Origin of the sequence: Promicromonospora sukumoe (assembly GCF_014137995.1) — a bacterium.
In the GTDB taxonomy this organism is placed as follows: Bacteria; Actinomycetota; Actinomycetes; order Actinomycetales; family Cellulomonadaceae; genus Promicromonospora; species Promicromonospora sukumoe.
The window spans coordinates 33,153-52,651 of sequence record NZ_JACGWV010000002.1; the positions used below are offsets into that span (position 1 = coordinate 33,153).

The 19,499-nt window shown below is 73.8% G+C and carries 18 protein-coding genes; 6 read left to right on the forward strand and 12 right to left on the reverse strand.

The genetic code is table 11. The features are described 5' to 3' along the window. Positions 1–12: 12 nt before the first annotated feature. Both hemW and lepA read right to left on the reverse strand, forming a co-directional pair. The gene (hemW, locus tag FHX71_RS17395; RefSeq protein WP_182618809.1) at positions 13–1,368 is read right to left on the reverse strand and encodes a radical SAM family heme chaperone HemW; all 1,356 of its coding nucleotides are present in this window, start codon (positions 1,366–1,368) and stop codon (positions 13–15) included. Further along, a complete protein-coding gene (gene lepA / locus FHX71_RS17400) occupies positions 1,369–3,234 on the reverse strand; it encodes a translation elongation factor 4 (protein ID WP_281383850.1) in 1,866 nt (621 codons plus the stop codon). 144 nt (positions 3,235–3,378) lie between these two features. Between lepA and FHX71_RS17405 the strand changes: the two genes are divergently transcribed. Continuing rightward, entirely contained in the window at positions 3,379–3,951 is a 573-nt protein-coding gene (locus tag FHX71_RS17405; protein ID WP_182618810.1) for a type 1 glutamine amidotransferase domain-containing protein, read from the forward strand. Positions 3,952–3,975: 24 nt separating this feature from the next. Here the strand turns inward: FHX71_RS17405 and FHX71_RS17410 are convergent, their stop codons facing one another. Then, positions 3,976–5,022 (reverse strand): hemolysin family protein, encoded by a 1,047-nt coding sequence (locus FHX71_RS17410; protein WP_182618811.1) that lies wholly within the window; start codon positions 5,020–5,022, stop codon positions 3,976–3,978. Beyond that, positions 5,019–6,428 (reverse strand): hemolysin family protein, encoded by a 1,410-nt coding sequence (locus FHX71_RS17415; protein WP_182618812.1) that lies wholly within the window; start codon positions 6,426–6,428, stop codon positions 5,019–5,021. The genes FHX71_RS17410 and FHX71_RS17415 overlap by 4 nt, the downstream gene beginning before the upstream one ends. 287 nt (positions 6,429–6,715) lie before the next feature. On the opposite strand from FHX71_RS17415, the gene FHX71_RS17420 reads away from it, so the two are divergent. Then, the gene (locus FHX71_RS17420; RefSeq protein ID WP_182618813.1) at positions 6,716–7,456 is read left to right on the forward strand and encodes a maleylpyruvate isomerase N-terminal domain-containing protein; all 741 of its coding nucleotides are present in this window, start codon (positions 6,716–6,718) and stop codon (positions 7,454–7,456) included. Between the two features lie 7 nt (positions 7,457–7,463). Here FHX71_RS17420 and FHX71_RS17425 read toward each other — a convergent pair whose 3' ends face one another. Then, positions 7,464–8,354 carry an aminoglycoside phosphotransferase family protein gene (locus FHX71_RS17425; RefSeq protein ID WP_182618814.1) on the reverse strand — a complete coding sequence of 297 codons (891 nt, stop codon included), beginning with the start codon at positions 8,352–8,354 and terminating at the stop codon, positions 7,464–7,466. A gap of 87 nt (positions 8,355–8,441) precedes the next feature. Here FHX71_RS17425 and FHX71_RS17430 point away from each other — a divergent pair, with 87 nt between their 5' ends. The 3 genes from FHX71_RS17430 (at position 8,442) to FHX71_RS17440 (ending at position 10,408) form a co-directional block, all read left to right on the forward strand. Next, entirely contained in the window at positions 8,442–9,230 is a 789-nt protein-coding gene (locus FHX71_RS17430) for an alpha/beta fold hydrolase (RefSeq protein ID WP_182618815.1), read from the forward strand. 71 nt (positions 9,231–9,301) lie between these two features. Further along, entirely contained in the window at positions 9,302–9,736 is a 435-nt protein-coding gene (locus FHX71_RS17435; protein ID WP_182618816.1) for a type II toxin-antitoxin system PemK/MazF family toxin, read from the forward strand. 102 nt (positions 9,737–9,838) lie between these two features. Continuing rightward, positions 9,839–10,408 carry a type II toxin-antitoxin system PemK/MazF family toxin gene (locus FHX71_RS17440; protein ID WP_312877099.1) on the forward strand — a complete coding sequence of 190 codons (570 nt, stop codon included), beginning with the start codon at positions 9,839–9,841 and terminating at the stop codon, positions 10,406–10,408. Positions 10,409–10,520: 112 nt separating this feature from the next. On the opposite strand, the gene FHX71_RS17445 is transcribed toward FHX71_RS17440, so the two are convergent. Beyond that, a complete protein-coding gene (locus FHX71_RS17445) occupies positions 10,521–11,642 on the reverse strand; it encodes a calcium:cation antiporter (RefSeq protein WP_182618817.1) in 1,122 nt (373 codons plus the stop codon). A 244-nt stretch (positions 11,643–11,886) separates the two neighbouring features. Between FHX71_RS17445 and rpsT the strand changes: the two genes are divergently transcribed. Then, positions 11,887–12,147 carry a 30S ribosomal protein S20 gene (rpsT, locus tag FHX71_RS17450; RefSeq protein ID WP_026365415.1) on the forward strand — a complete coding sequence of 87 codons (261 nt, stop codon included), beginning with the start codon at positions 11,887–11,889 and terminating at the stop codon, positions 12,145–12,147. A 205-nt stretch (positions 12,148–12,352) separates the two neighbouring features. Here rpsT and holA read toward each other — a convergent pair whose 3' ends face one another. From holA to FHX71_RS29380, 6 genes are all read right to left on the reverse strand, one after another. After that, positions 12,353–13,294, reverse strand: a complete 942-nt coding sequence (gene holA / locus FHX71_RS17455) for a DNA polymerase III subunit delta (protein WP_182618818.1) — start codon at positions 13,292–13,294, stop codon at positions 12,353–12,355. 111 nt (positions 13,295–13,405) lie between these two features. After that, the gene (locus tag FHX71_RS30125) at positions 13,406–14,269 is read right to left on the reverse strand and encodes a neocarzinostatin apoprotein domain-containing protein (protein ID WP_182618819.1); all 864 of its coding nucleotides are present in this window, start codon (positions 14,267–14,269) and stop codon (positions 13,406–13,408) included. Then, positions 14,266–14,955: an N-acetylmuramoyl-L-alanine amidase gene (locus FHX71_RS17465; RefSeq protein WP_182618820.1), complete on the reverse strand. Its 690-nt coding sequence runs from the start codon at positions 14,953–14,955 to the stop codon at positions 14,266–14,268. Before FHX71_RS17465 ends, FHX71_RS30125 begins: the two co-directional genes overlap by 4 nt. A gap of 10 nt (positions 14,956–14,965) precedes the next feature. Beyond that, entirely contained in the window at positions 14,966–15,712 is a 747-nt protein-coding gene (locus tag FHX71_RS17470; RefSeq protein ID WP_182618821.1) for a hypothetical protein, read from the reverse strand. A 184-nt stretch (positions 15,713–15,896) separates the two neighbouring features. Further along, positions 15,897–18,392: a ComEC/Rec2 family competence protein gene (locus FHX71_RS17475; protein WP_182618822.1), complete on the reverse strand. Its 2,496-nt coding sequence runs from the start codon at positions 18,390–18,392 to the stop codon at positions 15,897–15,899. Then, positions 18,389–19,390, reverse strand: a complete 1,002-nt coding sequence (locus FHX71_RS29380) for a helix-hairpin-helix domain-containing protein (protein ID WP_246403311.1) — start codon at positions 19,388–19,390, stop codon at positions 18,389–18,391. The genes FHX71_RS17475 and FHX71_RS29380 overlap by 4 nt, the downstream gene beginning before the upstream one ends. Positions 19,391–19,499 lie beyond the last annotated feature (109 nt).

Sequence of the window (19,499 nt, forward strand, 5' to 3'; positions counted from 1 at the left end):
AGGGCGGGGAAATCAGGCCGTCAGATCGCGCACGACGGCGTCCGCGAGCAGCCGCCCGCGCCGCGTCAGCAGGGCGCGCGGGGGCACCCCGCCCGCGCCGACGGCGGCGTGCCCGTCGAGCAGCCCCCGGGCCACGAGTCCCGCCACCGCGGTGCGGCCGGGCGCCGAGAGCACGCCGAGGTCCAGCCCCTCGCGCAGCCGCACGCCGAGCATGACGCGCTCCAGGTGCGCCTCCTCGCGGGTGAGCAGCTCGCGCCCGGCGCCCGGGCTGTGCCCGGCCTCCAGGCGGGTCGCGTAGGCGCGGGGGTGCTTCACGTTCCACCAGCGGACGCCGGCGGGCGGCTCGCCGCTGGGCTCGCCGTCCGTCGTCGTCTCGCCCGACGCCGCATCAGGCGCCGGAGCCGGCACCGACGACGACGGCGCCGACACGTAGCTGTGCGCTCCGGGACCTACGCCCCACCAGTCGTCACCCCGCCAGTACCCCACGTTGTGCCGGCACTCGTGCCCCGGCCGGGACCAGTTCGACACCTCGTACCAGCGCAGGCCGGCCGCGGTGATCAGGTCGTCGGCCAGCTCGTACTTGGCGGCCTGGTCGTCCTCGTCGGGCAGCGTGACCTCGCCGCGGCGCACCTGGGCGGCCATCTTCGTGCCGGGCTCCACCACCAGCGCGTACGCGGACACGTGGTCGACGCCGGTGGCCAGCGCCGCCTCGACGCTGGTGCGCCAGTCATCCAGGGACTCGCCGGGCGTGCCGTAGATGAGGTCCAGGGACACGTCCAGCCCGGCGTCCTTGGCCCACCGCACGACGTCGGGGATGCGCAGCGGGTCGTGGGTGCGCTCCAGCGTCGCCAGGACGTGCGGCACGGCGGACTGCATGCCGAACGAGACGCGCGTGAAGCCGGCGTCGGCCAGCACGCGCAGCGACTCGGGGGTCACGGAGTCCGGGTTGGCCTCCGTGGTGACCTCGACAGCTTGCCCTGAGCCTGTCGAAGGGTCAGCCAGGCCCCAGGCGTCCCCGATGCCGGTCAGCACCCGTGCGAGGTCCTCGGCGGGGAGCATCGTCGGCGTGCCGCCGCCGAAGAAGACGGTCGAGACCGCTGCGGGGGTCCGTCCGGCGTCGGCCAGCACCTGGCGCGCGAGCGAGACCTCACGCAGCGCGGTGGTCGCGTAGGCGGCCTGGTTCGCGCCGCCGCCCAGCTCGGACGCCGTGTAGGTGTTGAAGTCGCAGTAGCCGCAGCGCACCGTGCAGAACGGCACGTGCACGTACACGCCGAACGGCGCGGCGGTGGCGACCGCACCCGACGGGCGCGCCCAGGCGGGCAGCCCGCCGTCGTCGGGCACGGGGATGCCGGGGGGAAGTGCGGGCACCTACTTCTTCTTGTCCTTGGGGCCGTCCGAGTCCGAGGAGAGCGCGGCGATGAACGCGTCCTTCGGCACCTCGACGGAGCCGATGTTCTTCATGCGCTTCTTGCCCTCCTTCTGCTTCTCGAGCAGCTTGCGCTTCCGGCTGATGTCGCCGCCGTAGCACTTGGCGAGCACGTCCTTGCGCATGGCGCGGATGGTCTCGCGGGCGATGACGCGCGCGCCGATCGCGGCCTGGATGGGCACCTCGTACTGCTGACGCGGGATGAGCTCCTTGAGCTTCGCCGTCATCATGACGCCGTAGGAGTACGCCTTGTCCCGGTGCACGATGGCGCTGAACGCGTCGACCTGCTCGCCCTGCAGCAGGATGTCGACCTTGACGAGGTCGGCCACCTGGTCGCCGGACGTGTCGTAGTCCAGGGACGCGTAGCCGCGGGTCTTGGACTTGAGCTGGTCGAAGAAGTCGAAGACGATCTCGGCGAGCGGCAGGTGGTAGCGCATCTCGACGCGGTCCTCGGACAGGTAGTCCATGCCCTGCAGGTCGCCGCGCTTGGACTGCGAGAGCTCCATGACGGCGCCGACGAACTCGGCCGGGGTGAGGATCGTGGCCTTGACGACGGGCTCGCGGACCTCCTTGATCCTGCCCCCGGGGAACTCCGACGGGTTGGTCACCTCGACCTGGGTGTTGTCCTCCAGCGTCACGTCGTAGATGACGTTCGGGGCGGTGGAGATGAGGTCGAGGTTGAACTCGCGCTCCAGGCGCTCGCGCACGATCTCGAGGTGCAGCAGGCCGAGGAAGCCCACGCGGAAGCCGAAGCCGAGGGCCACCGACGTCTCGGGCTCGTAGTTGAGCGCGGCGTCGTTGAGCTTGAGCTTGTCCAGGGCGTCGCGCAGCACCGGGTAGTCCGAGCCGTCGATCGGGTACAGGCCCGAGAACACCATGGGCTTGGGGTCGCTGTAGCCGCCGAGCGCGTCGGTGGCGGGCTTGGCCGCGTTGGTCACGGTGTCGCCGACCTTGGACTGGCGCACGTCCTTCACGCCGGTGATCAGGTAGCCCACCTCGCCGACGCCCAGACCCTTGGTCGGGTGCGGCTCGGGCGCGCTGACGCCGATCTCCAGGAGCTCGTGCGTGGCCTTCGTCGACATCATGGCGATCTTCTCGCGCGGGTTCAGGTCACCGTCGACCACCCGCACGTACGTGACGACGCCGCGGTAGGTGTCGTAGACCGAGTCGAAGATCATGGCGCGCGCCGGGGCGTTCGGGTCGCCGACCGGGGCCGGGACGCGCTGCACGATGCGGTCGAGCAGGGCCTCGACGCCCACGCCCGTCTTGCCGCTGACCTTGAGCACGTCCGCCGGGTCGGAGCCTACGAGGTTCGCCAGCTCCTCCGCGTACTTCTCCGGCTGGGCGGCGGGGAGGTCGATCTTGTTCAGGACCGGGATGATCTCGAGCTCGTTCTCCATGGCCAGGTACAGGTTGGCCAGGGTCTGCGCCTCGATGCCCTGCGCGGCGTCGACCAGCAGCACGGCACCCTCGCAGGCGGCGAGCGACCGGGAGACCTCGTACGTGAAGTCGACGTGGCCAGGCGTGTCGATCATGTTCAGCGCGTGCGGCGTGCCGTCGAGCTCCCACGGCATCCGGACCGCTTGCGACTTGATGGTGATGCCGCGCTCGCGCTCGATGTCCATCCGGTCCAGGTACTGGGCGCGCATGGCGCGCGCGTCGACGACACCCGTGAGCTGGAGCATGCGGTCGGCCAGGGTCGACTTGCCGTGGTCGATGTGCGCGATGATGCAGAAGTTGCGGATCAGCTCGGGCGCGGTGGCATTCGGCTGGATGCGCGCCGTGAGCGCAGGACCGGGGATGGGCAAAGCGTTCTCGCTCCGTCGTCAGGGTGAGGTCGTCAGGATCGTGGCCAGGCGGGGCCAACCGTCATTCTCCCACGTCCCGTGCGAGCGGGGCGCGGTCGTGCTTACGGTCGCGGGACAGCGACACCCCGTCGACGGAGGAGAACCATGGCGCACCTGACCAGCAGGCAAGTCCTGGCCATCGTGACCAACTACGGCGTCGAGCAGGACGAGCTCCTGGTGCCCGTACGGCACCTGCGCGACCACGGGGCGGTGGTGACCGTCGCCGCGGCGCAGCCGGGCGACGTCCGCACCCTGGTGAGCGACGAGAAACCCGGCGAGACGGTCCGGCCGGACACCACCATCGACGACGTCGACACCGCGGGCTTCGACCTGCTGCTGGTGCCGGGCGGCACCCTCAACGCGGACGCACTGCGCCTGCGACCTGACGCGGTGGCCGCCGTCGAGGCGTTCGCCTCCTCCGGCCGGCCGATCGCGGCGATCTGCCACGGCCCGTGGGCCCTCGTGGAGGCCGGCCGGGTCAAGGGCGCCACGCTCACGAGCTACCCGTCCCTGGCCACCGACATCCGAAACGCGGGCGGTACCTGGGTGGACCAGGAGGTGGTGCGCGACGACGGCGCCGGGTTCCCGCTGGTCACGTCGCGCGACCCGGGCGACCTGCCCGCGTTCCTCCGGGAGGTCGACGCGGTGCTGGACGACGACGCGGTGCCGGGCGACTGAGCGCCCGGCACCGCGTCGGCACCGTCAGACCGGCTGGCCCGCCGTCGTGCGCGGCAGGAGGCGCCGCAGCACGTCGGCGAGGGTGACCACGCCGAAGTCCGCCGCGGGCCCGTCCGGCCCGTCGGCGTCCGACCGCGGCACGACGGCGAGGTGGTTGCCCGTCTCGCGCATGCTCGTCAGAGCGGTGTGCAGCGGCACGTCCGCGGCCAGCTCGAACACGGGCCGCGTCACGTCCGTGACGGGCGCGTCGTCGGCCAGCAGGAGCGTGTCGCGCACGTGCACCACGCCCTCCGGCCGCCCGCCCTCGCCCTGCACGAGGATGCGCAGGTGGCCGGAGGCGCGGGACGCCTCCTGCACCTGCGCGGCCGTCGCGTGGTGGCCGACGGCGGACGGCGCCGCGTGGTCGGCCAGCAGGTCCTCGACCGTCAGGCGGCGCAGGTCGAGCGCGCCCGAGAGCTGCGTCGAGTAGGCCAGGTCGAGCGCGCCCACGCTCACGGAGTGCTCGACGAGGTGCCGCAGGTCCTCCGGGTTCTGCCCGGAGGCGACCTGGTCCGCCGGCTCGACGCCGACGCGCCGCAGGCACCAGTTCGCGGCGCCGTTGAGCGCCACGAGCACCGGCCGGGTCACGACCATGAACGCCCGCATCGGCAGCGCCAGCATCGTCGCGCTGGCCTCGGGGTGGGCGATGGCCCACGACTTGGGCGCCATCTCACCCACCACGAGGTGCAGGAACGTGACGATGATCAGGGCGAGCACGAAGCCCGCGACGTCGGCGGCCCAGTAGGGCGCGCCCCACGTCTCGAACACGGGCGTGAGCCAGTGGTGCACGGCCGGCTTGGTGATGGCACCGAGCGCCAGGGTGCACACCGTGATGCCGAGCTGCGAACCGGCCAGGAGCACGGTCAGCTCGTTGGCGCTGCGCAGCGCCGCCCGCGCGGAGCGGCTGGTCGGTGCGGCGTCCTCCAGGCGGTGCCGCTTGGCGGCCAGGAGCGCGAACTCCACGGCCACGAAGAACGCGCTCAGCGCGATGATCAGGACGGTCGCGGCGAGGACGACCCAGGGGTTGCTCATCGGGTCTCCTCGTTCGCGGAACCTGCGTGGTGGCCGGCGGGGGTCTCCGCCTCGTCCTCAGGGGGCGCCTCGACGACGGTGACCCGGACGTGGGACGGCACGTGCCGCTCCACGTCGAGCACCTCGATCCGGAGCACCTCCGCGGGCGGCGGCTCGGACGCCACCAGGGTGGCGGGGTCCGTGGGCAGCGCGACGTCGACGACGTCGCCCGCCGCGGGCAGCGAGCCGTGCACGGCGATGGCGAGGCCCGCGATCGTCTCGTGGTCGCCCTCCGGCAGGTCGCGCTCGACGGCGCGCTCGACCTCGTCGAGGTGCACGTCGCCGGCCATGACCCACACGCCGTCCGACGCCGCGGTCACGGGGTCGATCTCGTCGTCGTGCTCGTCGGTGATCTCGCCGACGAGCTCCTCGGCGAGGTCCTCGACGGTCAGCACGCCGGCGAAGCCGCCGTACTCGTCCACGACGCACGCCATCTGGTTGCGCGTGGAGGACAGCTCCCGCAGCGCGTCGGGCAGCGCCATCGAGGTGGGCAGCACGAGCGCGGGGCGCAGCAGCTCCGCGACCGTGGTCTCCGACGACGGCGCCGCGAGCAGGTCGGTCAGGTGCACGACACCGGTGACCTCGCCGTCGTCGTCCACCACCGGGTAGCGGGAGTGGCCCGCCGCCATCAGCTCGCGCACCTGCGCGAGCGTGTCCTTGCTGTGCACCACGCCCACGCGGGCGCGCGGGATCATGGCGTGCTCGACGTCCTGGCGCGGGAAGTCGAGGATGCGGTCCAGCAGCACCGACAGGTCGCCGGGCAGGTCGCCGCTGGCACGGGAGTCCGCGACGATGTGCTCCAGGTCGCGGGCGGTGGCCGAGTGCTCGACGTCGTGCACGGGCTCGATGCGCAGCAGGCGCAGGAGCGCGTTGGACGCGGCGTCGAACACCTTGATGAGCCAGCCGAAGACGGCCAGGTAGATGGTCGTCGAGCGGGCCAGCCACAGCGCGACCGGCTCCGGACGCGCGATGGCGAGGTTCTTCGGGACGAGCTCGCCGAACAGCATCTGGACGAGCGTCGAGAGGACGAGCGCGAAGATGGTGCCGATCGCGACGCCGGTGCCCATCGGCACGCCGACGCCACCCAGGGCCTCGCCCAGCGCCTCACCGACGAGCGGTTCGGCGACGTAGCCGACGAGCAGGCCGGTGACGGTGATGCCGAGCTGCGCGCCCGAGAGCATGAAGCTGGTGCGCCGGGTCACGCCGAGCGCACGCCGTGCCCCCGCGTCGCCGGCCTCGGAGCGGGCCGCGAGACGTGCGCGGTCGACCGCCATGTACGCGAACTCCTGCGCGACGAAGTAACCCGTCACGGCGGTGATCGCCAGGATCACCACGACCCCCAGCAGGAGGGAGATCACCCAGGTCAACGCATCCACCTCCCCTCGGCGGTGCGGAGACGTGCGTTCGGGCCGGGACTATGACTGTCGGGGTCCATGATCCTTCACTTGTCGTGGTGCGGTTCGTGTCTCGGACCGGAGGTCTCCGGCCGGATGCGCCGTGCGCATCGCGTGGAGAACGACGGAGCCGGTTCTACGGTTCCACGGTGCGACGAAGTCGTCATCCGGAGGGTGGTCCTGCCCGGCGTACCGCTCCGCGCGTGGTCCGCCGTGCGGGCGGTGCGAGGGTGTCGGTGGGGCGCGGTACCTTTCGGCGCATGACCCTCGACCACCTGTCGCTGCTGGCCCGGTTCCAGGACGCGTTCCTCGCCGCGGTGCCCGACGCAGACCCCGACGCGCGCATCCCCGCCTGCGGCGACTGGACCGTGCGCGAGCTCGTGGTGCACCTCGCGGACGTGCACCACTGGGCCGCGGGCAACGCCCGCGGGGTCAAGGGCAAGGCCCTCGGCGACGGTCCCTTCGACCTGGCCCCGCACTACGCCGCGCAGGCAGCCCTGCTGCGCGAGACGTTCGGGGAGCTCGACCCCGCGGCCGACTGCCGGGTCCTGGCCCATCCGAAGCCCCTCGGACCCGGCCCGGTGCGGTTCTGGCACCGCCGGCAGACCCACGAGACCCTCGTGCACCTGCACGACCTGCTGGCCGCCGGCGAGGGCCAACCGTCGATCGGCCTGGTCGGCGCCGAGCCCGAGGTCTGGGCCGACGCCGTCGACGAGGTCGTCACCGTGTTCCAGCCCCGTCAGGTCGGCCTGGGGCGCATGGAGCCGCTCCGCTTCCCGGTCTCGCTCGTGGCGACCGACCTGCCCGGCGCGCCCCTGTGGGTGCTCGGCGCCCCGGGCGAGCGCGCGGACGAGGTGGCGCCCGACGTCCTCGTCGCCGGCACGGCCGAGGCGCTCGCGCTGACGCTGTGGCGCCGCCTGACGCCGGACGAGGCGGGGCTCGTCGTGACGGGCGACCGCGCCGACCTCGAGGCGGCCCTGGCGCAGCCGATCGTGCCGTGAGTCCGCGTCAGTTCGCCACGGCCGCCGCGGCCCGGGCCTGGCTCGCGCGGGCGAAGGCGGGCCAGCGGTCCCAGTAGTAGGGCAGGGCGATGACGGCCTGCACCAGCATCCAGCCGCGCCCGCGCTGCCACGCGTCGTCGGGGTCGGCGAGGCCGGCGGTGGCCGTGGCGCGGAAGTCGGCGCGCTCGGCGTCCGCCAGGGGCAGGCCCCAGGCGGGGATCAGGTCGGCGGCCGGGTCGCCCACGCCCATGGCGCCCCAGTCGATGACGCCGGTGAGCCGACCGTCCCGCGCCAGCAGGTTGCCGGGCAGCAGGTCGCCGTGCAGCCAGGTCTGCTCCGCCGCCGGGCGGGCGTCGAGCGCCCTCTCCCACACCTTCGTGACGGCCGGGCCGTCGATGCGGTTGCCGGAGGCGGTGATCGCCGCGCGGACGTCGTCGTCCAGGCGGGAGAGCGGGACGCCGCGGGACGTGCCCTCCTTGACGGGCCCGCCGTCGGTGGGCACGGTGCGCAGGGCGGCGACCACCTCGCCCAGGTCACGGGTGGCGTCGGCGCCGAGCCCGCCGGTCACGGGCGGCTCGCCCTCCAGCCACGGCACCACCGACCAGCGGTACGGGAAGCCCTCGCCGGGCTCCCCCACCGCCAGGGGCGCGGGGATCTCGACCGGCAGGTGTGCGGCGAGGAGCGGGAGCCAGCGCGCGTCGGCGAGCGCATGGTCCTGCGCCCAGGCGATCTTGGGCATCCGGACCAGCAGGTCGTCGCCGAGCCGGAACAGGTGGTGATCGGTGCCGCCCTGCGGCCCGGGCCGCACGGTCAGCCCGGCCCACTGCGGCTGCTGGGCGACGACCAACCGGCGCACGAGGTCGGGCGTGGAGACGAACTCGTCGTCATGAAGGCGCATGGGCACACCGTGGCAGCCGGCCCGACCGGCGAGCCAGCACATTTACCCCGACCGATGAGTTCCCCGCGGCACCGTCGTCGGACCGTCATGACTGACTACGCGACCACCAGCCAGGGCGACCGTGTCGCCTACGACCTGCGCGGCACCGGGCCCGCCCTCGTCTTCGTGACGGGCGCGGGACCGGACCGCGCCGACGACCCGGTCACCGCCGAGACCGCCCGGCTCGCCGCCGACGCCGGCCTGACCACCGTGACGTTCGACCGGCTCGGGCGCGGGGAGAGCCCCGCCGAGGGGCGCCTCGGCCTGGACCGCGAGCTGGCCGCCGTGGCCGCGATGATCGAGGTCGCGGGCGGGTCCGCCGTCCTGGTCGGGCACTCGTCCGGCTGCTCCGTGAGCCTCCGGGCCGCCGAGGCCGGGCTGCCCGTCACGGGCCTCGCCCTCTGGGAGGCGCCGCTGGGCGACCCCGCCGCGACGACGCAGGCGTGGGCCGACGAGATCGAGCGCCTGCTCGACGCCGGCGACACCGAGAACGCCATGCGGCACTACATGAAGGACATGCCGCCGGAGTGGCTCGCCGGGATGGAGGCCTCCCCCGCCTGGCCGGCGCTCGCGAGCGTGGTGGCCGCCTACCGGGCCGACGCCCAGTCGCTCGCGTGGGCACAGCGCGCGCTGGAGGACGGCACGCTCGACGTCACGGTCCCGGTCCTGGCGATGTACGGGACGGAGACGTTCCCCGAGATGCCCGTGGCCGCGGCGAGCATCGTGGCGCAGGCGCCGAAGGGCACCGAGAAGGAGATGCCGGGCGCGATGCACAGCTGGGAGCCGGGGCCCATGGCGGCGGAGCTGGCGGAGTTCGCGCGGGCGAGCGCGGGGTGAGCCTGCGCAGGGCGGCCCGACGGCGGTAAGTCTCGGATGTGCGGTTAACCCGTTCCGGTACGGTTCCAGGCGTGACCTTCGCATCAGAGAACAGCTACCCCGGCGACTACGAGGGCGATGTCCACCCCGTCTACCACCCCCAGCTCGACGGCGAGCCGGACCCCGGCGAGGTGGTCTGGACCTGGGTCCCGTTCGAGGAGGACCACAGCCAGGGCAAGGACCGTCCGGTGCTGCTCGTGGGCCACGACGGACCCTGGCTGCTGGGCCTCCAGCTCACCAGCCAGGACCACGACCGCGACGACCTGCTCGACGAGGCGCGCGCCGGACGTATCTGGATGGACGTCGGCACCGGCAAGTGGGACCGCTCGGGCCGGGAGTCGGAGGTGCAGATCAACCGCGTCATCCGCATCGACCCCGACGACGTGCGCCGCGAGGGCGACGTGCTGGACGAGGCCAGGTTCAACGAGGTCGTGAAGTACATGGACCGGGCGCTCGACCTGACCTGAGCCACGCACCGCGGCGTCGGCTCGCTCCGGCCCGGGCCCGGGGCGCCCCGCCCGGCGTCGGCCCGCCTGCTCGCGGGCCGACGTCGGGCTACCCTGCCCTGCGTGAACCAGAACCCGTGGATCAAGCTGCTCGGCGACGTCGTCGAGGCCGTGGCCCGTGCCCTCGGCGACCAGAACGACAGCCGCTCCGGCGGTGACAGGCCCGCCGGCTCCCGGCCGTCGGGCGACCGGCCGACGCCGCGGGCGCCTCGGCCGTCGGGCCGCGACGTCCCCGAGACCGACGGCTACCCGGGCGACTTCGAGGGCAAGGTCAAGCCCGTCTACCGCCCGGAGCTGGACGGCGAGCCCGACCCCGGCGAGGTCGTCTGGTCGTGGGTTCCCTATGAGGAAGATCACAGCCAGGGCAAGGACCGGCCGGTCCTGATCGTGGGCAACGACGGGCCCTGGCTCCTCGCGCTGCAGCTCACCAGCCAGGACCACGACCGGGACGCCGAGCAGGAGGCCCGCGCCGGACGCCGCTGGATGGACATCGGCTCCGGCGGCTGGGACAGCTCCGGCCGCCCGTCCGAGGTGCGCCTGAACCGCGTGATCCGCATCCACCCGGACGCCGTCCGCCGCGAGGGCGCGATCCTGGACCGCGCGATCTTCGACAGGGTCACCGGCGCGCTCTGACCCTGCCCCCTGACGCCGCGCTCTGACGCACGTCCGAGACGTGTCAGACCCTCAGGTCACCCGGGTGACCTGAGGGTCTGACACGTTGAGGGCTGCGGCGGGCTGGGGCTGGCTACGGCTGGACCGAGACCACCAGGAACGCGGCGAGCAGCACCAGGTGCACCACGCCCTGAAGCGTCTTGGCCCGGCCCGGGGTGATGCTCAGCATCGCCACGACGACCGAGACCGCGAGCAGCACCATCTGGGTCGGCTCGAGGCCGAGCGTGAGCGGGCCGTCCATCCAGATCATCGCGACGGCGATGGTCGGGATGGTCAGGCCGATCGACGCCATGGCGGAGCCGTAGGCGAGGTTGAGGCTGGTCTGCACGCGGTTGCGCAGCGCGTTGCGGACGGCGGCGATCGACTCGGGCGCGAGCACGAGCAGCGCGATCACCACACCGACGACGGTGTAGGGCAGGCCGGCGGCCTTGACCCCGTACTCGATGGTCGGCGAGAGCATCTTGGCCAGGAAGACCACGGAGACCAGCGCGACGACCAGCAGCCCGAGGCTGAACCACGCCTCCTTGGCGGGAGGCGGGTCGGCGTGGCTGTCGCCGTCCTCGTCGAGGAGCCCGGTCATCCGGCCGTACTTGTCGCTGGAGACGGGCAGGAAGAAGTCGCGGTGCCGGACGGTCTGCGTGAACACGAACGCGCCGTACAGCAGCAGCGACGCCACCGCGGCGAAGCCGAGCTGGAAGGCGGTGTAGGCGCCGCCCTCGGCCGACGTCGTGAAGCTGGGCAGGACCAGGGTGACCCCGGCCAGCGCCACCACGGTGGCCAGCGCGGACCCCGTGCCCGAGGCGTTGAAGCTGACCAGGTGGTGCTTGCTCGCCCCCACCAGCAGGGACAGGCCGACGATGCCGTTGAAGGTGATCATCACGGCGGCGAAGACGGTGTCGCGGGCGTAGGTGCTCGCGGCCTCGCCGCCGCTGCTCATCAGCATGAGGATCAGGCCGACCTCGATCACGGTCACCGCGACCGCGAGAATGAGGGAGCCGAACGGCTCGCCGACCTTGTGGGCCACCACCTCCGCGTGGTGCACCGCGGCGAGGACGGCGCCGACCAGCGCTGCCCCGATCGCCGAGAGGATCACCGGGTGCTCGTGGTTGCTCCACGTGGCGACGAGGAGCACCAGGGCAAGGATGGGGACCACCACGGTCCACTGGAAACGGCCCCGGAGCGTCCTGGTACTCATAGCCGAATTCTATGGTGCCTCGTCAGGAGCCCTTTACCGGTCGATGCCTGCCGTCGCCGGAGTCACATTCTGGCGCCCCGCCGGAGGGCCCGCCCTCTGGTAACCTTGGAGGTCGCGTGTCCGCCCAGGTCGGCGGGCACAGTCCCAGCTCCTCTCCACGGGTCCCCACCCCAGTCCCGGAGCTGTGACCGCCCTCTACGACCTATCCGCTCGCCGTCAGGCGAACACACCAGGAAGTCCACTCGTGGCAAACATCAAGTCCCAGATGAAGCGCATCAAGACGAACGAGAAGGCTCGTCTGCGCAACAAGTCCGTCAAGTCGGAGCTGAAGACCCACGTGCGCAAGGTGCGCGAGGCCGTCGCAGCCGGCGACAAGGAGACCGCGACGGTCGCCCTTGCCACCGCGTCGCGCAAGCTCGACAAGGCTGTCGCCAAGGGCGTCATCCACGCGAACCAGGCCGCGAACCGCAAGTCGGCCATCGCGAAGTCGGTCGCTGCTCTCTGAGCACACTTCGTCGGACGCCGTTCGCCCTCGGGCGGACGGCGTCTTTCGTATGCGCCGACGGCGCGCGCTGACGGCGACGGGGTACCCCTGGACGCGGGGCCGCGCCGAGGTGCGCTTCTACCCAGTCATTGGGCCCGGAATCGCGCTGATTCCGGGCCCAATGACTGGGTAGAGGAGCACTTCGCGACGGCGCCCGCCCAGCGGGTCACGCGCGGCGGGAGCGGGCGATCGTCATGACCGCGCGTTCGACGGCGAACACGGTGTCCCGGGCCTCGCCCTTCACGTCGGCGTCGGCCTGCGCGACGGCGGAGATCGCCGCCGCGAGCCCCTCCGGCGTCCAGGCGCGCAGGTCCTTGCGGGCGCGGTCCACCTGCCAGGGCGCCATGCCCAGGTCGCGCGCCGACAGCCCGCCGCCCCGCATCGACGCGACCTTGGCGAGGTTTCGCAGGCGCAGCGCCAGGGCCGCCACGATCGGCACGGGGTCGAGACCGGTGTCCAGCGCGTGCCGCAGCAGGGCGACGGCGCCACCGGCGTCGCCGGCGACCGCGGCGTCGGCCACCCGGAAGCCCGTGGCCTCGACCCGGCCGCCGTAGTACCGGTCGACCGTGCTCGCGGTGATCGTGCCCGTGGTGTCGGCGACGAGCTGCGAGCAGGCCGCGGCGAGCTCGCGCAGGTCACTGCCGAGCGCGTCGACCAGGGCACGCACGCCCTCGGCGTCCGCCCGGCGTCGGGCCGCCTTGAACTCCCCCACCACGAACGACGCCTTCTCGGCGTCCTTCGTCACGGGCTCGCAGACCATGACCGGCGCCCCCGAGGACGTGATGGTGTCGAGCATCTTCTTGCCGCGCTGCCCCCCGCCGTGCACGACGACGACCGTGGTCTCCTCGTCCGGGGAGCCGACGTACGCGATGAGGTCGGCCATCAGGTCCTCGGTGCCCGACTCGGAGGAGCGGACCACGACCACCTTGGCCTCGCCGAACAGGGACGGGCTCGCCGCGACCATGAGCTGGCCGGTGCCGTACGTGGCCCCTTCCAGCTCTACCTTCTCGACGTCGGGGTCGCGCTCGCGCACGAGCCGCACGACGCCGTCCACCGCGCGCTCCGTCAGGAGCGGCTCCGCGCCGCGCACCAGGACGATGGGAGCCACGGTGGGCTCGTCCCAGCTCCGGCCGGCGGGAGCGGTGGCGGTTCGGCGTCGGGTCGCAGGAGGCACGGACACAGCCTGCCACGCGACACCGACACCGTCCTCGCCCCGCACCTACTCCCAGACCAGGTCGGCCAGGGACATCCGGCCGCCGTCGGTCCACGCGTTCGCGACCACGCAGGCCCCCTCCTCGGCGCAGTCCGCGGTCCCCCCGTCGACGAGCTTGATCTCCCGCTCGACCCGGAGCCGCGTGACGACGGTGCCCGTGCGGTCGGCGACCACGCGCTTCCCGTCGTCGTACAGGCAGTCGTCACCGTCGACACCGCCGCCCGGCGCGGTCGCGCACTGCACGATCCGCACCGTGGCACCCGCGGCGTAGCCCGCCCCGGTGACGGTGACCCGGCCGGAGTCGGCGCCGAACCGCTGCTCGGACAGCTCCAGCGTGGGCGCGTCCGGCGGCTCGGCGCCGCCGGGCAGCGGCGCGTCGGCCGCCGCGAGCACCCGGTCCGACAGGTCGGCGACGGCCAGCGCGCACGGGTCGTCCGTGCAGTCCACCTCGGAGACCGAGCCGATGTTGACGAACGCCCGCGCCTGGCGGGTCGCGGAGAAGCGGCCGCTTCCGTCGGCGACCACCTGCTCGCTGGTCGACATGTCGCACTCGTCGAGGGCGCTCGCCCCCGTCGTCGTGCCGCCCGTGCACTGGACCAGGTACTGGTTGCGGCCCTCGAAGCCCGTGCCCCGCACGAGCCACGCGCTGCCGGTGGCCCGGACCGTGATGGCGGGCTCGTCGGCGCCGTCCTCGCCGTCCTGGCCGTCCGTGGTGTCCTGGGTGCTCGACGGGGACGGGCTCGACGTCGCCCCGCCGCCTCCCGAAGGGCCGGACCCGTCCGGAGCCGTCGGGGGCGCCGTGCACCCGGCCAGCAGGACGAGTGCCGTGACGAGGGCGGCGAGCGGCGCGACGCCGCGCGCGCGGATCACGGGTACCCCATGTAGACGTCGATGGCGCCCGCCAGCCGCCAGCTCCAGGCGCCGCGGTCGTGCATCCAGTTGGTGCCCCGCTGCCACACGTGGAACTCCTGCTCCAGGTAGCACGCCACGGCGTTCGTCTGGTTGAGCTCACCCAGGTCGGTACGGTACTGGCGCGTGTCGTTCGTGCCGGGGCTGCTCGCGCCGACCCGCTTCACGATCTCGCCCGCGCACTTCTTGCCCGCTCCCGACACGTACATCGCGTGCGTGCCGTACCGCGACGCGGGCTGCTTGGACTCGCAGGCGGCGCTGATGGCGTTGGAGTGCAGCGGGACGTGCAGGTCGGCGCCGACCCGGTTCGAGCTGGCGATGTTCTTCCTGGTCAGGCCGTTGCCCCGGACCACCTTGTAGCCCCGCTCCAGGAGGCTCAGGTGGTTCGTGTCACCGCCCCGGATGGTCGACATCGCGAGCTTGTAGGAGTTGCGGTTCTCGCTGAAGCCCTTGCACCCCGTGTTGTCGTGGCAGACCGTGTCCCCTCGGTCGTGGCACGCCTGGGACAGGTAGATCACCTTGCCGTTCCAGTCGTCCGGCACGTAGGTCACGTCCGCGGACGCCGGCGGGGCCGCGGCCACCAGACCCGCGGCGCCGACGAGCAGGGCGGTGAGCACGGAGACGAGCCGTCGGTACGTCGTACGCATCGTCGCCCCCTCAGCCCAGGTCGATCGGCAGGTCGGTCGACGCGCACATGTCGCCACCGGTCGCGTATGCGAAGGCCAGGCAGTCCCCGTCGAGCGTGAACCTCACGGAGTCGACGGCACCGTTGCTGTACGCCGTGAACAGCAGCGCCTGCCAGACGTCGCCCGGGTAGACCCCGGCGTCGGACAGCGCCTGCTCGAACCCGGCAGCGACGTCGACCGTGGCCTCACCCTTGGTGAGGTGCACCTTCGTGGCGGCGAGGTCCGCGCCCGGCAGGTAGGACGCGAGCACGTCGTCGACGGCGGTCCCCAGGGTCCGGGTCGGTCCGCCCTCGGTCGCGGGCGCCGCGCCCGCGGTGAGCTGGACGTCTTGGCCGGTGCCGCAGCCCAGCACGGGCGTGGTCGACCCGTCCTCCGAGCGCGGCCCCTCCGGGAGCTCCGGGCACGAGGCGTCCGGCGGCGTGTCGGTCGCGGACTCCTGCTGGTCGAGCTCGGCACGCTCCTCGCCGGAGAGGGAATCCGTCCCGCCCACGACGACGGTCCAGCCGTCCAGCACCTCGGCCGACTCGTCCAGCCACACCTCCGCGGCCCCCGGGTCCTGCGCGGTGTCGACCCGGACCACCTGGTCCGCCTCGTCGACGTCGGTGACGACCGACTGCCCCAGCAGCTCCTGCTGGAGCTGGAGCTGCGCCCCGACCTGGTCCCGGCCGGCGGCGCTGAACGCCGCCGCCGGGACGAGAAGTGCCACTGCTGCTGTCACCGCGATGATCCGGCGGTGCCGCCGGGCGGTTAGTCCTGGTTCGACCACGTTGCCCCCTGGTACGTGATGACGGGGCTTCCCGTCTTTCACCCCCCACGTTAAGTGCGCGGGCAGGATCCGCAACGTTTCGGGAAGTGTCGCGCGGCTCCGCCGGTGCGTACGTGACCTGGGGCGAGACCCTCGCTCAGCAGCCGGCCAGCGACACCTCCCCTCCGCGGACGACGAGCGCGACCGTGCCGCACTCGTCCGTACGCACCACCGCCGCGCCGACCCCGGTGTAGAGGTCGAGCGCCTCGTCCGTGGGGTGCCCGTACTCGTTGTCGCGGCCGGACGACACGAGGGCGACCGCGGGACGTACCCGTTCCGCGAGTGCCCGGGACTGGACCGCGGAGCCGTGGTGGGCCATCTTCACCACGTCGGCGCGCCCGGCCAGCGGTACCAGGGCGGCCTGGCCCGCGTCCTCCAGGTCGCCCAGCAGCAGCACGTCCAGCCCCGCGACCCGGGCGGCGAGCACGACGCTCGAGTCGTTCGCGCCCGACCCGGCGCCCGCCTGCAGCACCTGCCAGGCGAGGCTCCCCGGAGTTCCCCGGTCGCCGGTCCGCGCGGTGCGGACCGGCACGCCGGCGGCGGCCAGCTCCGCCTCGACAGCGACGGCGCTCCCGGCGGGCTCGGGCACCGGGGACACCAGCGCTGACGTGACCTCGCGTCCGGCGAGCACCGGGCCGAGGCCGCCGACGTGGTCCGCGTGGAAGTGGCTGAGCACGAGCAGGTCCACCCGGGTGACGCCGAGCTGGTCGAGGCAGCGGCCCGCGGCGGCCCCGTCCGGCCCGACGTCCACCACCACGGCCGACGCCGGTCCCGTCCGTAGGGCGAGCGAATCCCCCTGCCCGACGTCGCACGCCGCGACCTGCCAGTCCTGCGGCATGCCGGAGCGGGCGGCCAGTCGTGGCACGGCGACGGCGATGACCAGCGCGGCCGCCGCGGCTGCCGCAACGAGCACGGCAAACCGTGCGCGGGTCATGGTTCGCCGTCGTGCAAGGAGAGATTCGAGCAGGGGCTCACGGGGGTCGTCGCGTCTGGTCCGACGTCCTTCGCGTAGGTCGTCGCGCCGGCCGGGACACGGGCCGCGCCGAATCTCGCGCCTGATCTCGCCCAGGCCGGACCGCGCTGTCGCGCGCCACGACTCGGGCCAGCCGGGGTGCGGCGCGCGGCGCAGCACGACCCACAGGACCACCGCCGTGAGCACGGCCAGCAAGATGGCACCCGCAGGCCCGCCGGGCCAGGGGGCCGCCGCACCGGGGAGCGTGGCGCTCCGGTGCGCGACCACGGCGATCCACCAGGTGGCGCCGCTCGCCAGCCAGGCCACGACACCGGCGACGGCCGGGAGCCAGGGTGCGAGCACCGTCGCGACCAGGCCCAGCACCGTGGCCGGGAAGAGCGCAGGACCCGCCAGGAGGTTGGCGAGCACCGAGACCGTGGACACCGACGGGTCGAGCAGCACCAGCACCGGTCCGCACGCGGCCTGCGCGGCGAGCGGTACCGCCAGCGCGAACGCCATGGCCTCCCCCGTCCAGGGCGCCAGGCGTGCGGCCAGCGGAGCCGCGAGCAGCACGAGCCCCGCCGTCGCCGCCGCGGACAGCGCGAACCCGAAGGAGCGGGCCAGCCACGGGTCGACCACCAGCAGCCCGATCACCGACGCGGCGAGCGCCGGGACGGCCTGGGAGGGTCGCCCGAGCGCCACCCCGGTGAGGGCGAACGTCGCCATGACCGCTGCCCGGAGCACGGCGGGCTCGGGCCGGACCAGCAGCACGAAGGCGAGGGACGCGAGCGCGACCACGAGCACCCGGACGGGTCTCGGCAGCCGGGCCGCCGAGCAGAGCAGGGTCAGGACGGTGACCACCACGGCGAAGTGCCCACCCGAGACCGCCGTGATGTGAGCGAGTCCCGATGCCTTCATCTCCTCGGCCAGGTCGTCCGGGAGCCGCGTGGTGTCGCCGATCGCGGCACCCGGCACCAGTCCGCGCGCCTGCGCGGACAGCGGGTCGGTCACGTCGAGGAGCGCCGCCCGGTGGGTGTCGAGCCCGCGGAGCGCCGAGGGCGGCGCCCGGATCTCGGTGACGCCGCTCCCGCTCAGGCGGGCCGTCTCGGCCGCGCCGGGGTCGGCGGGACGCAGTCCGCCCGAGACGCTCACGGTCGCCCCGTACCGGGGCACGTCGTCCGACAGCACCTGCACGTGAGCCCGCGCCGTCGACACGACCCCGCGGGCGTCCGCTGTGCGCGCGGCGAGCACCCAGCGGTGCTGTCCCGCGCCCGGGGCGAACGAGAACGGTTCGGGCTGGGACACCACGATGCCGGTCAGCGTCGCCGTCACCCGCTGTTCGGCCAGTACGGCGAGCGGGGCGCGGCCGGCGAGCTGGACGTGGGCGGACGCCGTGACCGCCAGGACGCAGGCCGCGACGAGTGCGGCGTGCGCGGGGAACGCGACGCGCAACGGGACGGTGGCGCGTCCAGGGAGAGCGCGCGCCGCGGGGCGGACGGCCGTCAGCACCAGGCACGCCACCGCCACGAGGGCCGCGCCCAGCCCGGCCGCGAGGCCGCTCCAGGTCTCCCCCGGCCCGGTCAGCAGCCAGGCGGCGACCCAGGCCGCGAGGGCGGCGGGCGCCATCCGGAGGTCGGTCATGGGCCCACCCGCGCGCTGTCGCGGAGCTCGTCCAGGGTGGCCGGACCGATCCCCGGCACGTCGTCGAGCTCGTCCACGCTCGCGAACGCGCCGTTCGTCTCGCGCCACTCGACGATCGCCTGAGCGATCGACGGCCCGACGCCGGGGAGCGCCTCCAGGCCGACGGCATCGGCCGTGTTGATGTCGATGGTGCCGCCGCTGCCTGCCGCGCCCGACGCCGCACCACCCGCACCGGCGCCCGAGGCAGCCGAACCGCTCCCGCCGGGCCCCGCCACTCCGGGCACCGGCTCCCCGGGCTTTGGCACGTACAGCTGCTCGCCGTCGACCACGGTGCGGGCCAGGTTCACGGCGGTCAGGTCGCCCTTGCGGGTCACACCACCGGCCGCCTCCACGGCATCGGCCACCCGGGCGCCGTCGGCCAGCGTGACCAAGCCGGGCCGGGCCACCTCGCCGACCACGTGAACCAGCAGGCCGCCGCTCGCGGCCTCGCCCGACGGCGCGCCGCTCGCCGCGCCTGGGGCCTCGGCGTCCGGGGCGACAGCGTCCGGCAGCACGGCAGGATCGCCCTCGCCGTCCGCGGCGGGGGCGCTCGCCGACCCGCCGTCCAGGCCCTTCTCCGCGACAGGCGCAAGCGCCTCGACGCCGCCGCCGCGCATCGAGAGCGCTGCCGCGACCACCCCGAGCAGGAGCACGGCCACGACGGCGACCACCGCCGTCGTGCCGGTCAGGGCCCACCGGCGGGCGCCCTGCTCGGCCCGGGGATCGGCGGGATGCCCGTGCGCCGCCGCGTACGCAGCCGCGACGCCCGACGTGGACCGGCGGGCGCGCAGGCGGGCCACGAGGTCGTCTGCCTCGGTCCGCGCCTCGTCCTCGTGCGCTGTCGCCGTCAGGGCTGGTTCGTCCGGTTCGACGTCCGGGGGAGGCGGGCCGTCGGACCCGCGCACCGGGCCGAACGGCCAGGGGTCGGGGCGGCGCTGCTGCGCGGTCTCTGGCTGCATGTCCCAGGACGCTAGGCGTGCCCGGCACCCCTCGGACGAGGCCTAGCACCGACCTGTGCACAGACCTCCGAAAAAGGCCCCTGTGGTCGTGCTCGGAGCGGCACCACGC

Coding starts and splice junctions, on each gene's coding strand:
- FHX71_RS17405 (WP_182618810.1), top strand. CDS start 3,379: ATGGCGCACCTGACCAGCAGGCAAGTCCTGGCCATCGTGACCAACTAC.
- FHX71_RS17410 (WP_182618811.1), bottom strand. CDS start 5,022: ATGAGCAACCCCTGGGTCGTCCTCGCCGCGACCGTCCTGATCATCGCG.
- FHX71_RS17420 (WP_182618813.1), top strand. CDS start 6,716: ATGACCCTCGACCACCTGTCGCTGCTGGCCCGGTTCCAGGACGCGTTC.
- FHX71_RS17425 (WP_182618814.1), bottom strand. CDS start 8,354: ATGCGCCTTCATGACGACGAGTTCGTCTCCACGCCCGACCTCGTGCGC.
- FHX71_RS17430 (WP_182618815.1), top strand. CDS start 8,442: ATGACTGACTACGCGACCACCAGCCAGGGCGACCGTGTCGCCTACGAC.
- FHX71_RS17445 (WP_182618817.1), bottom strand. CDS start 11,642: ATGAGTACCAGGACGCTCCGGGGCCGTTTCCAGTGGACCGTGGTGGTC.
- FHX71_RS17465 (WP_182618820.1), bottom strand. CDS start 14,955: ATGCGTACGACGTACCGACGGCTCGTCTCCGTGCTCACCGCCCTGCTC.
- FHX71_RS17475 (WP_182618822.1), bottom strand. CDS start 18,392: ATGACCGACCTCCGGATGGCGCCCGCCGCCCTCGCGGCCTGGGTCGCC.
- FHX71_RS29380 (WP_246403311.1), bottom strand. CDS start 19,390: ATGCAGCCAGAGACCGCGCAGCAGCGCCGCCCCGACCCCTGGCCGTTC.